The organism is Erythrobacter tepidarius (genome assembly GCF_002155695.1).
Classification (GTDB): Bacteria; Pseudomonadota; Alphaproteobacteria; order Sphingomonadales; family Sphingomonadaceae; genus Erythrobacter; species Erythrobacter tepidarius.
Genome location: NZ_MUYJ01000013.1, coordinates 15,292 through 27,008, shown reverse-complemented (window position 1 = coordinate 27,008; position 11,717 = coordinate 15,292). Strand labels below are relative to the sequence as shown.

Here is an 11,717-nt window from a genome sequence, read left to right as displayed (position 1 = left end):
CGGGGGCCATGTCAGGCCGCGGCCTTGTCTTCCCGCTCGAGGACAACCAGCTTGCCGCCGCCGAGCCCGAAGCGAATGTCTGGCTGTCCGCCTCGGCCGGGACGGGCAAGACGCAGGTGCTCTCCGCGCGTGTGCTGCGCTTGCTGCTGCGCCCCGATGTCGAGCCTTCGCAGATCCTGTGCCTTACCTTCACCAAGGCTGGCGCCGCGGAGATGGCGAACCGCATCAACGCGGTGCTGGCCCGCTGGGTGCGGCTGCCGGAAACCGTCTTATTCAGGGAACTTGGCTATCTTGGGGCCCCGCAGGACGATGCGACCCGCGACCGCGCGCGCAGCCTGTTTGCCAGCGTCCTCGATTGTCCCGGCGGGGGCCTGAGGATCGATACGATCCATGCCTTCGCGCAATATCTGATCGGTAATTTTCCCGAGGAGGCGGGCCTCGCGCCGGGGACGCGGGTGCTGGATGATCGCAGCCGTGACCTGTTGGCGCGCGAGGTTCTGACCGAGATGGTCGAGGAGGCGGAGGCGACCAACGACCGGCGCATCCTCGATGGCCTGACCCAGTTCACCACCCGCAGGGATCCCGGTGCCCTGCATGATTGGCTGATGCGGGCGGTCGCGGCACAGGAGCTGTGGGAGGGGCCGGACGCCTGGCAATCGCCCATGGCCGCGCGGGTGCGCCAGCTGCTGGACATGCCAGCCGATGCCGACGAGGCCTGGGCGAACGCGCCGCTTGATCCTGCTGTCTTTCCCGATCACCAGCTCGAAGCGATGCTGCCCGCGCTCGATGGCTGGAAAGCCAAGACCGGGCAGGAGGCCGCCGCCTTCATCCGGCGATGGCTCGTGCTCAACGGGCCGGCCCGTGCCGAGGCCATGGCGGGCTTCTATACCACCTTGCTCAAGAAGGACGGCGATCCGCGCAAGATGGAGGGAGCAGCCAAGATCGATTCGCAGCTGCCCGTGCGGCAGGAGGAAATCGCGGGGGCTGTGCGGCTGGTCGAGGAACGCCGCGCGCTGCTTGCCTGCGCCGAGATCGTCACCAGCGCGCTCGAAATCGGGCGGGCCTTCGCCGTGCGCTGGGAAGCGCGCAAGGCGCGGGATGGCTGGCTGGATTTCGCCGATCTGATCCGCAAGGCGGCGCTGCTGCTCGGCCGGTCCGAGGCTGCCGACTGGATCCGCTACAAGCTCGATCGGCGCTTCGATCACATCCTGATCGATGAAGCGCAGGACACCAACCGGAGCCAGTGGGACATCGTCGAGGCGCTGATCGACGACTTCTTCACCGGCGAAAGCGCCCGCGGCGACAAGCTGCGCACGATCTTCACCGTGGGCGATTACAAGCAGGCGATCTTCGGCTTTCAGGGGACCAGTCCGGAAAACTTCGCCCGGGCCAAGGAGCGCATCCACGCCCGCATCACGGCGGCGCGGCAGGGCATTCGCGCCAGCCGCACCAACCGCCGCGAGCCGGACTGGCGGGATCTCGATCTCGGCAAGTCCTACCGCACGGCAGATATCGTGCTCGGCTTCGTCAACCGCATGATCGAGCGGCTCGGCTTTGACGCCTTCGGGCTGGACAAGGCCCCGGCACAGCATGTCGGCACCGAGCGTCCTGGGTTGGTCACGTTGTGGCCGCCGGTGTTCGTCTCGCCCGGCGCGGGACATGAAGAGGAAGATGAGGATCCCGGGAGCGAGCGCGACTGGGTGCCGCGCAACGATACCCTGCTCGCCGACAAGATCGCCGAGCAGGTGGAGCGCTGGCTCAGCGGCAGCGAGCCTTTCGTGCTGGCGAAGGGCGCGCGCCGCCATGCGCGGGCGGGCGATATCATGGTGCTCGTGCGCCAGCGCAAGGAACTGGCCGCGCAGATCGTCAGCAAGCTCCACGCGCGCGGCGTTCCCGTGGCGGGGATCGACCGGCTGCGGCTGGGCGCGCCGCTGGCGGTGAAAGACGTCCTGGCGGGCCTGCGCTTTGCCGCGCAGCCCCAGGACGACCTCAGTCTTGCGAACCTGCTCGCCTCCCCGCTGATCGGGTGGAGCCAGGATGACATCCTCCAGCACGTGCCGCGCGATGCGGAGCAGCGCTTGTGGGATCACCTCAAGCGCGAGGATGCACCGCCCCTGGTTGCCGAAACCGCGCAGAAGCTGCGCGATTTGCTGCGCCGGGCCGATTTCCTCACCCCGCAGGCGCTCATATCCTGGCTGCTGAACGGTCCCTGGCAGGGGCGCGCCCGGCTGGTCGAGCGGCTGGGGAGCGAGGCCAATGATCCGCTCGACGAACTGATCAACGCCGCCTTCGCCTACGAGGCCGAGCATTGGCCGAGCCTGTCCGGGTTTTTGACCTGGTTCGACGCGGGGACGGGCGATCTGAAGCGCGATCCGGACAGCGCAAGCGGGCAGGTGCGGGTGATGACGGTGCATGGCTCCAAGGGGCTTCAGGCGCCGATCGTGATCCTTGCCGATGCCACTGGCGCGCCTGGCGAACCGGGCGATATCGCGCTCGAGGATGATCCCTTCGGGCTGGGTTCGGATCGCAAGCGCAAGGTGCCGGTGCCGCCGCTCGCCAAGCAGGAGAAGGCAGGGCGGGTCAGCGCCGCGGAAGAAGCCGCCAGACGCTCGGCGCAGCAGGAACATTGGCGGCTGCTCTATGTTGCGCTGACCCGCGCCGAGGAAGCGCTGTTCATCGGCGGGTCGCTGAACAAGATCGAGGCCAAGGCCGGCGCGCCGCACGATGACAGTTGGTATGCCCGGCTCGCCCCGCTGTTCGAGGGTGAGGCGCTAGCTGATCCCGTGTGGGGCTGGCGCAAGGAATGGGGCCAGAGGGCCGCGCCGCTGGAGGCCGATGACAGCGCCGATGCAGGCGAGACCCTACCCGATCTGCCGAACTGGATGACGACCCCGGTTGGCCTCGAACCGCGCCCGCCCCGTCCGCTCGTCCCCTCGGCTGCGGGCGAGGAGGGGGGTGCCGAGCCGCCGCTGCCGGTCGAGGCCGCCCGCGATGCCGCGCGACGCGGCAGCCTGATCCACAAACTGCTCGAGCGTCTGCCCGATGTGCCTGCGCAGGAACGCGAGAAGGCCGCGCACCGCTGGCTCGAACGGCAGGCCGGCGATCTGCCCGCGGCCGCGCGGGCCGAAATACTCGGCGCTGCGCTCGGTGTGCTCGATCATCCCGTCTTTGCCGCGATCTTTTCCGGCGCAGCGCTGGCCGAAGTGCCGCTCGCCGCGATTGTCGATGGCGTGGTCGTCTCCGGCACCGCCGACCGGCTGCTGATCGAGGAGCACGCGATCACCGTGGTCGATTTCAAGACCACCCGCCGTCCACCCGCCAGCCCCGCCGATATTCCGCGCGCCACGCTCCGGCAGATGGCAGCCTATGTCGCGGCGCTCGAAGCCATCTATCCGGGCCGCGAGGTTCGCGCAGGCGTGCTCTACACCCATGTGCCGGTGCTGTTCGAATGCGATCCGCAGGCGCTGGCCGGCCACAAGCAGGCCTTGCATATCCCGCAGCAAACCTTGCCCCTGCCGGATATTGCGTGAAAACCCGCCCTCACTAGATTGCAATGCACCGCGGCCCGCTCCTATGCTGGCACGCATAAGGAGATAGCGAAATGGCCACCGTCAAAGTCACCGATGCGAGCTTCCAGCGCGACGTGCTCGATAGCGAAACGCCCGTGCTGGTCGATTTTTGGGCCGACTGGTGCGGCCCATGCAAGATGATCGCGCCCGCGCTTGAGGAAATCAGCGACGAGCTGGCCGGCAAGGTGGTGATCGCCAAGATGGACATCATGGAAAACACCGACACGCCCGCGCAGATCGGCGTCCAGTCGATTCCGCTCATGGTGCTCTACAAGAATGGCAAGCCGGTTGCGCAGAGGCTTGGTGCGGCGCCCAAGGGCCAGCTCAAGGCATGGCTTGAAAGCGAATTGTGATCGCCTAGGCGAGCACGCGGCGGACAAATTCGTCCCAGATCCTCGGGCTGGAGGCCCCCACGAGGCCGGGCTTGTCCTGCTCGTCCACCCGGTAGGGGCTGCCATCGAGCCGCGCAGCCTTGCCGCCGGCTTCGTTGAGCCACAGCACCCCGGCCGCATGATCCCAGGCGAGCGTGCGCTGAAAGCTGGAGATGTCGTTTTCGCCCAGCGCAAGGCGGGGATATTGCTCGGCAGCGCAGCGCGGGATGTCGACCAGCCTATAGTGCGGGGCGAGCCTTGCATCGACTTGTCGGCACTGTTCGGGGGTGAGGAAGATGCGGCTCACGGCGGTGACGGGCGGCTGCTGGCCGGTGGTGCGCGACGCGATCTTCTCGCCGTTGACGAAGGCCCCTGCGCCGCGCCGAGCATGGCAGAAGCGGTCTTTTACCGGATCGTATATCCAGCCTGCGACCGTCTCGCCCGCATCGGCGAGCGCAACGATGATGCCGAACGGCTCCCTGCCTTCGGCGAAATTCGCCGTGCCGTCGAGCGGATCGATGATCCAGCACTGGCGCGAGAGGTGCTCGAGCACCGCCGGGTCGGCATGCGCGGCTTCCTCGCCCACCACGGCAACGCCCGGCGCCAGTCTGGTCAGGGCCTCGGTAAGGAAGCTTTCGACCTCGCGGTCGACGATGGTGACCGGATCATCCTTTCCCTTCAGTGCGACTTCATGCGCGGCCAAGGCGCGGAAACGCGGCAGCATGGCGCGCTGCGCGGCGAAGCGCATCAGATCGCGGATCTCGTCATCGAGCGCGCTCACGAGCGGTAATCCGCGTTGATCGCGATGTAGCCGTGGGTGAGATCGCAGGTCCAAACGGTCGCCCGGCCCTCACCGAGGCCGAGATCGACCGCGATGTCGATCTCCTCACCCTTGAGGTGCGCGGCCACGGGCGCCTCGTCATAGTCTTCGACCGGCAAGCCCTGACGGGCAGCCCAGATGCCGCCGAAAGCGATCGAAAGCCGGTCGCGGTCGGCCGGTTCGCCCGCTTTGCCCACCGCCATGACGACGCGGCCCCAATTGGCATCCTCGCCCGCGATCGCGGTCTTGACCAGCGGCGAGTTGGCGATGGCCAGGCCCACGCGGCGCGCGCTGTCATCGCTGACCGCGCCGGAGACGCGGATGGTGACGAACTTGCGCGCGCCTTCGCCATCGCGCACGACGAGCTGCGCGAGCTGGCGGCACACGTCCGCGAGCGCGGCGGCAAAGGCATCCGCTCCGGGGCTGTCCCAGCCGGTGATCCGCCGATTGCCGGCCTTGCCCGTGGCGAAGACCATCACCGTGTCGCTCGTCGAAGTGTCTCCATCGACCGTGATGCAGCTGAAGGTCGCGGCATTGGCGCGATCGAGCGTTTCCTGAAGGAAGGCGGGTGCGACATCGGCATCGGTGAAGATGTATCCGAGCATGGTTGCCATGTCGGGTGCGATCATGCCGGAGCCCTTGATGATCCCCGCGATTTCGATGCGCGCTTCGCCCACCATCGCGCTTGCGCCTGCGCCCTTGGCGAAGGTGTCGGTCGTGCCGATCGCCTGTGCCGCATCTTCCCAGCCACACGGCTCGGCCACCAGCGCCGCGGCGATCCCGGCGCGCGCCTTGTCCTTGGGCAGCGGCACGCCGATCACGCCGGTCGAGGAGACGAACACCTGTTCCGGCGGGCAATCCAGTGCCGCAGCAACCTGATGCATGATCGCCTCGACCGCCTCGCGCCCGCGCCAGCCGGTAAAGGCGTTGGAATTGCCGGCATTGACAATCAATGCACGCGCAGCGCCCTGCGCGATGTTGGCGCGGCCCAGTTCCACCTCGGACGAGGCGCAGGCGCTCTTGGTGAAGACACCCGCCACGCTGGTGCCTTCGGCCAGCTGCACATAGGTCAAGTCGGCGCGATCCCAATCCTTGTAACCTGCCCGCGCGACACGCAGGCTGACCCCGGCAATCGCGGGCAGTTGGGGGAAGGGGCGGGCAAGGGGCGAGCGGTCGATCTGCATGGCAAAGCCCTCTAGGCACGCGCCCGGTCACAGTAAATCGGCAAAGCTGGTGGACGAGCCTCGCTTATTTGCCTATCTAGCGTGCACCATGACCCGGCATTTCTTCGCCCTTCTGGCTCTGCTTACCGGCCTTGTCGCGGTTGCCAGCCCGGCGCAAGCGTCTCTGGGTTCGTCGCTGGCCGAGGCGCTGGCCTGCAATGCCAGCATTGCCGCCGCCACCGACGATGAGGCATCGGGCAGTGAGAGCGTCAGCGGGCAACCGGCACCATGCACCCTGCAGGCGACCCGCGCCCTTGCTGCGCCCGAAAGCCGCCCGGCACCGCCTGCATGGCTGCGCCTGCCGGTGTTGATGGGGATCGAACGCGCCTACGAATAGGCGCGCGTTTGCTCATATCCCGCTGCCGCCGCGCCGCTTCCTGCCGCTTGCGCTTCTCCCGCACGGATTCGTGCCCGCCCGCTCAAGGGCCACACCTTTTCAAAGGCAATTTGCACCAATGTTCAATTCGCTCATCAAGTCGTTGTTCGGTTCCTCGAACGACCGCTACATCAAGTCGCTGCGCAAGATCGTCGCCCAGATCAATGCCCTGGAACCCCAGATGCAGGGGCTTTCCGACGATGAACTCAAGGCCCAGACTGCCAAGTTGCGCGCGCTGGTGGATAACGGCGCGACGCTCGACGACATCCTGCCCGAAGCCTTCGCCACCGTGCGCGAGGCTTCGGTGCGCGTGTTCGGGATGCGACACTTCGATGTCCAGTTGATCGGCGGCATCGTTCTCCACCGCGGCGAGATCGCCGAGATGCGCACCGGCGAGGGCAAGACCCTGATGGCGACGCTGGCGGTCTATCTCAACGCGATCGAAGGCAAGGGCGTCCACGTCGTGACGGTCAACGATTACCTTGCCCGCCGCGACGCGACCGAGATGGGACGGCTCTACAACTGGCTTGGCCTCACCGTCGGGGTGGTCGTGCCCGGCATGCCAGAGGAGGCCAAGCGCGACGCCTATCACGCCGATATCACCTACGGCACCAACAATGAGTTCGGTTTTGACTATCTGCGCGACAACATGAAGCACGAGCGCAGCCAGATGGTGCAGCGCCCGTTCAATTTCGCGATCGTCGATGAAGTCGACTCGATTCTGATCGACGAGGCCCGTACCCCGCTGATCATCTCTGGTCCCACCGAGGACAAATCCGATCTTTACATCGCGCTCGACGCCGTTGCGCGCGAGATCCCGAAGGAATGGCTCGACATCGACGAGAAGGTGCGCCGCGTCCAGCTGACCGAAGAGGGGCTGGAGGAAGTCGAGAAAATCCTGCTCGAAAGGGGCCTGCTTGCCACCAGCAATCTCTACGACGTCGAGAACACCCAGGTCGTCCACCACCTCGATCAGGCGCTGATCGCCAATTTCGCGCGCAAGCGCGACACCGACTACATCGTCAAGGACGGCAAGATCGTCATCATCGACGAGTTCACCGGCCGCATGATGGAGGGGCGGCGCTGGTCGAACGGCCTTCACCAGGCGGTCGAGGCCAAGGAAGGGGTCAAGATCGAGCCGGAAAACCAGACCATGGCCTCGATCACCTTCCAGAACTATTTCCGGATGTATCCCAAGCTTTCCGGCATGACCGGCACCGCCGCCACCGAAGCGGCGGAATTCTGGGACATCTACAAGGTCGGCGTGGTCGAAATCCCCACCAACCTGCCGGTGGCGCGGATCGACGAGGAAGACGTGTTCTACAAGAACACCGCCGACAAGTTCCAGGCCATTGCCAAGGCGATCAAGGAAAAGCAGGAAATCGGCCAGCCGGTGCTGGTCGGCACGGTGTCGATCGAGAAGTCCGAACTGCTCAGCCGGTATCTCGAAAAGGAAGGGGTCAAGCATTCGGTGCTCAACGCCCGCTTCCACGAGCAGGAAGCCCATATCGTGGCCCAGGCTGGCCGTTTCGGCGCGGTCACCATCGCCACCAACATGGCCGGGCGCGGGACGGATATCCAGCTCGGCGGCAATGCCGAGTTCCGCATCAACGACGAGCTGCGCGATATGCCCGAAGGGCCCGAGCGCGATGCCGCCATCGCCCGCATCCGCGCCGAAGTCGCCGAGGAGAAAGAGCGCGTGAAAGCCGCCGGCGGCCTGTTCGTTCTCGGCACCGAACGCCATGAAAGCCGCCGCATCGACAACCAGCTGCGCGGCCGCTCGGGTCGTCAGGGCGACCCTGGCCTGTCACGCTTTTACCTGTGCCTCGAAGACGATCTGCTCCGCATCTTCGGCCCCGACACGCTGTTCGCCAAGATGATGAATTCCAACCTCGCCGATGGCGAGGCGATCGCATCCAAGTGGCTCTCCAAAGCGATTGAGACCGCGCAGAAGAAGGTCGAGGCGCGCAACTACGAGATGCGCAAGCAGGTGGTGCAATACGACGACGTGATGAACGACCAGCGCAAGGTGGTCTATGAGCAGCGCGCCGAGATCATGGACAGCGAGGCGGTCGACGATGTCGTTATCGACATGCGCCACGACACCATCAACACCATGGTCGGAACCGCCTGTCCACCTGGCTCCTACCCCGAACAGTGGGACATTGCCGGCCTCAAGGCCAAGGTCGAGGCAATCTTCGGCATCGAAGCGCCCTTCGACGAATGGCTGGCGGAAGACGCGGTCGAGCCCGAACTTCTCGAGGAACGCCTGCGCACCCTGACCGACAAGATGATGGAAGAAAAGATCGCCCGCTCCGATCCGGCGATCTGGCGGATTGTCGAGAAGGACGTGCTGCTGCGCCAACTCGATCACCACTGGAAGGAACACCTCGCCACGCTCGATGCGCTACGCCAGGTGATCTGGATGCGTTCGATTGCGCAAAAGCAGCCGATCAACGAATACAAGCAGGAAGCCTTCGGCCTGTTCGAGACGATGCTCGACAACCTGCGCGAGGAAGTCACCAAGATCCTCTTCCGCGCGGAGCTGAGGATCGAGCCGCCGCAGCCGCAGGCGCTCCCCGAACTGCCCGATTTCCTCACCGGCCATATCGACCCGCTGACCGGGCTGGACGATTCGGCCGATGGCGACGGATCGGAGCTAAGGCCCGAACTTTTCGGCGCGCTTGCCGGCTCGCCGGCGGCGGAAGTCGGGCCTGGCGGAGCGGATGCGCAGGGCGATCCCTATGCCCATCTCGGGCTTAGCCGCAACGCGCTATGCCCTTGTGGGAGCGGCAAGAAATACAAGCACTGCCATGGGGCATTGTCGGCCCGCGCGATTGTCTGATTCTCAGCGCGGCTCGCGGATCATCGGTTGCAAGGGCGGGCTATCCGGCATCGGATGGATCGGCTCGCCCAGCATCTCGAACCCGCAACTGGCGTAAAACCCGGCATTGGCGCGGTTCGAGTTTTCGAGATAGGCAGGGGTGCCCGTGCGGTCGCAGGCATCGAGCACCGGAGCGATCAGCCTTCGTCCGAGGCCGGTGTGGCGGGCGCGGGGGCGTACGCCGATGCTGAACAGGTAGGCATGGGGGAAAGCCGGATGGCGGGCCTCCATCGCCTGCCCGGTTTTCATCGCCCTGACGATCGCACCCGGCCCCGATGCCAGCAGGGTGTGGGCGGCAAAGCGCAGGTAATCACCGCTCCGCAAGGCATTGTCACCGCCGGGCATCATCCACATGCATGCGCCGTCATCGCCTGCGGTGTAGCAAAACCCGCGCGGGACATAGATATGCTTGGCCTGCAACAGAAACAGCGCCCGAATGCCGGCGAAATTGCGGAACAGCCAAAGACTGAACGGATCTTCGCGAAATGCTTCGGCGGTGATCTCCCCGATCCGCCGCGCCTCGGCAGGGCCGGCCCGGCGGATAGCTTCGGGCAATTCGATGCTGAGTTCCACGCGCACCCCCTCGCACCCTGCCTAGCACCGGCGGAAAATCGGCGATAGGGCGCAAGGATGTCGCTGATCGGTGTCCTTGCCGCGGGATTTTTCGTCACCGCATTGCTCTATGCCAGCGTCGGTTTCGGCGGAGGTTCGACCTATTCGGCGCTGCTGGCGCTCTCCAAGCTCGATTATCGCCTCCTGCCGCTGGTGAGCCTTGCCTGCAATATCGTGGTGGTGACCGGCGGGACCATCCGCTTTGCCCGCGCGGGCTTGACCCCATGGCGCAAGGCGCTGGTGATCGTGATGCTTGGCGCTCCGGCGAGCTTTGCCGGTGGGCTGACACCGATCAAGGAGGCGACCTTCCTGATGCTGCTAGGGGCCAGTCTGGTGCTGACCAGCCTGACCATGCTGATCCCGGTGCGCGAGCAGGCCGCCGACACGCCCACGCGCTTTGCCCGCTGGATGCCGCTCGCTGCCGCGCCGCTGGGTTACTTCGCGGGCCTCGTGGGGATCGGCGGGGGGATTTTCCTCGCGCCGCTGTTGCATCTGGCGCGTTGGCACGAGCCGCGCGGGATCGCCGCGAGCGCGAGCCTGTTCATTCTCGTCAACTCGCTGTTCGGCCTTGCTGGACAGCTGCGCAAGAACGATCCCGCCCTGCTGGGCGCGGCGATCGAGGCGGGCCTGCCGCTGCTGGTCGCCGTGGCGATCGGCGGCCAGATCGGCAGCCTGCTGTCCGTACGCCTGCTGCCGCCCCACTGGATCCGCTCGCTGACCGCGCTGCTGGTGCTGGTGGTGGGCGTGCGTCTGCTGATGGGGGCCTAGGCCCCTTCGTTACGCCGTCGCTGGAAGGAAAATGGCTCCCCGAGTAGGATTCGAACCTACGGCCATTCGATTAACAGTCGAATGCTCTACCGCTGAGCTATCGGGGAGCAACCGGCAGACAAGTCCGCTGGCAGAGGCGCGCCTATATGGGGCAGGGCGGGGGATTGCAAGGGGGTTTGCGCAACATTCGATGTCTCGCGAAGCAAGTGTGGCGCGGCCATCGCAGGGGCGAAAATCACCCTGTCACGAACTGCTCGGCCACGATCCGCTCTTCGAGGCTCTGGCCCTTGTCGAACAGCAAGGTGAGCTGCATGTCCTGCGCGATCTCCAGCCGCACTTCGGCGATGTCGCGCAGCTCCTTCTGGTCGGCCACGGCGGCGACAGGGCGCTTGGCCGGATCGAGCACGCGCAGCACGATCCTCATGCGGTCGGGCAGGATTGCCCCGCGCCAGCGCCGCGGGCGGAAGGGGCTGATCGGGGTGAGCGCGAGCATCTTCGAATCCAGCGGCAGGATCGGGCCGTTGGCTGAAAGGTTGTAGGCGGTCGAACCGGCAGGCGTCGCCACCAGAACCCCATCGCACACCAGCTCGCTGATCCGCACGCGGTCGCCCACGGTGACTTCGATCTTGGCGGTCTGGCGGGTTTCGCGCAGCAGCGAGATCTCGTTGATCGCGCAGAATTCGTGGGTTTCGCCATTCTGTGTCACCGCCTCGACCCGCAGCGGCGCAATTGTCCAGCGCCGCGCCTTGGCCACCCGCGCCGCGATGGCGGCACGCCTGTCGTAGCGGTTCATCAGAAAGCCGACGGTGCCCAGGTTCATGCCGTAGGCCGGTATCACCCGACCGGTATCGATCATGGCGTGGAGCGTCTGGAGCATGAAGCCGTCACCGCCCAGCACCACCACCGCATCGGCTTCGGCCACGGGCACCCATTCGCCCTGGGCCAGCAGCGCCGCGTGTGCCTCCTGCGCGCGCGGCGTTTCCGAGGCGAGCAGCGCGAGGCGCTGGAATGGCGTTCCGTTGCTCGTCATCATTCCCCCAAGCGTGTCGCTCGCCACAGGTTGAACCCCTTATCCCCGGCGCAGTACTGGCGGA

At 66.1% G+C, this 11,717-nt stretch carries 9 protein-coding genes and 1 tRNA gene; 5 read left to right on the top strand and 5 right to left on the bottom strand.

The window, feature by feature from the left end:
- Nucleotides 1–8 precede the first annotated feature (8 nt).
- Together addA and trxA are read left to right on the top strand one after the other, a co-directional pair.
- A complete protein-coding gene (gene addA / locus BZF61_RS12760) occupies nucleotides 9–3,530 on the top strand; it encodes a double-strand break repair helicase AddA (RefSeq protein WP_086619856.1) in 3,522 nt (1,173 codons plus the stop codon).
- A gap of 71 nt (nucleotides 3,531–3,601) precedes the next feature.
- Nucleotides 3,602–3,922 (top strand): thioredoxin, encoded by a 321-nt coding sequence (gene trxA, locus BZF61_RS12755; RefSeq protein WP_086619767.1) that lies wholly within the window; start codon nucleotides 3,602–3,604, stop codon nucleotides 3,920–3,922.
- Nucleotides 3,923–3,926: 4 nt separating this feature from the next.
- Here the strand turns inward: trxA and BZF61_RS12750 are convergent, their stop codons facing one another.
- Together BZF61_RS12750 and argJ are read right to left on the bottom strand one after the other, a co-directional pair.
- Entirely contained in the window at nucleotides 3,927–4,721 is a 795-nt protein-coding gene (locus BZF61_RS12750) for an inositol monophosphatase family protein (RefSeq protein ID WP_245804634.1), read from the bottom strand.
- Nucleotides 4,718–5,944, bottom strand: coding sequence for a bifunctional glutamate N-acetyltransferase/amino-acid acetyltransferase ArgJ (gene argJ, locus BZF61_RS12745; protein ID WP_086619765.1), 1,227 nt, complete (start codon nucleotides 5,942–5,944; stop codon nucleotides 4,718–4,720). Before argJ ends, BZF61_RS12750 begins: the two co-directional genes overlap by 4 nt.
- An 88-nt stretch (nucleotides 5,945–6,032) precedes the next feature.
- On the opposite strand from argJ, the gene BZF61_RS12740 reads away from it, so the two are divergent.
- Both BZF61_RS12740 and secA read left to right on the top strand, forming a co-directional pair.
- Nucleotides 6,033–6,320, top strand: coding sequence for a hypothetical protein (locus BZF61_RS12740; protein WP_086619764.1), 288 nt, complete (start codon nucleotides 6,033–6,035; stop codon nucleotides 6,318–6,320).
- Between the two features lie 118 nt (nucleotides 6,321–6,438).
- On the top strand, nucleotides 6,439–9,204 hold the full coding sequence (gene secA / locus BZF61_RS12735; protein WP_086619762.1) for a preprotein translocase subunit SecA: 2,766 nt from the start codon (nucleotides 6,439–6,441) through the stop codon (nucleotides 9,202–9,204).
- A gap of 3 nt (nucleotides 9,205–9,207) precedes the next feature.
- Here the strand turns inward: secA and BZF61_RS12730 are convergent, their stop codons facing one another.
- Nucleotides 9,208–9,816 (bottom strand): GNAT family N-acetyltransferase, encoded by a 609-nt coding sequence (locus tag BZF61_RS12730; protein ID WP_086619760.1) that lies wholly within the window; start codon nucleotides 9,814–9,816, stop codon nucleotides 9,208–9,210.
- Between the two features lie 57 nt (nucleotides 9,817–9,873).
- Here BZF61_RS12730 and BZF61_RS12725 point away from each other — a divergent pair, with 57 nt between their 5' ends.
- Nucleotides 9,874–10,623 (top strand): sulfite exporter TauE/SafE family protein, encoded by a 750-nt coding sequence (locus BZF61_RS12725; RefSeq protein ID WP_086619759.1) that lies wholly within the window; start codon nucleotides 9,874–9,876, stop codon nucleotides 10,621–10,623.
- 32 nt (nucleotides 10,624–10,655) lie between these two features.
- On the opposite strand, the gene BZF61_RS12720 is transcribed toward BZF61_RS12725, so the two are convergent.
- Together BZF61_RS12720 and BZF61_RS12715 are read right to left on the bottom strand one after the other, a co-directional pair.
- A tRNA-Asn gene (locus BZF61_RS12720) sits at nucleotides 10,656–10,730 on the bottom strand.
- A gap of 128 nt (nucleotides 10,731–10,858) precedes the next feature.
- Nucleotides 10,859–11,653, bottom strand: a complete 795-nt coding sequence (locus BZF61_RS12715; protein WP_086619854.1) for an NAD kinase — start codon at nucleotides 11,651–11,653, stop codon at nucleotides 10,859–10,861.
- Nucleotides 11,654–11,717 lie beyond the last annotated feature (64 nt).

What these genes read in the sequence shown, in the direction of transcription:
- addA (WP_086619856.1), top strand. Translation starts at nt 9, where the DNA reads ATGTCAGGCCGCGGCCTTGTCTTCCCGCTCGAGGACAACCAGCTTGCC.
- trxA (WP_086619767.1), top strand. Translation starts at nt 3,602, where the DNA reads ATGGCCACCGTCAAAGTCACCGATGCGAGCTTCCAGCGCGACGTGCTC.
- argJ (WP_086619765.1), bottom strand. Translation starts at nt 5,944, where the DNA reads ATGCAGATCGACCGCTCGCCCCTTGCCCGCCCCTTCCCCCAACTGCCC.
- BZF61_RS12740 (WP_086619764.1), top strand. Translation starts at nt 6,033, where the DNA reads ATGACCCGGCATTTCTTCGCCCTTCTGGCTCTGCTTACCGGCCTTGTC.
- secA (WP_086619762.1), top strand. Translation starts at nt 6,439, where the DNA reads ATGTTCAATTCGCTCATCAAGTCGTTGTTCGGTTCCTCGAACGACCGC.
- BZF61_RS12725 (WP_086619759.1), top strand. Translation starts at nt 9,874, where the DNA reads ATGTCGCTGATCGGTGTCCTTGCCGCGGGATTTTTCGTCACCGCATTG.
- BZF61_RS12715 (WP_086619854.1), bottom strand. Translation starts at nt 11,653, where the DNA reads ATGACGAGCAACGGAACGCCATTCCAGCGCCTCGCGCTGCTCGCCTCG.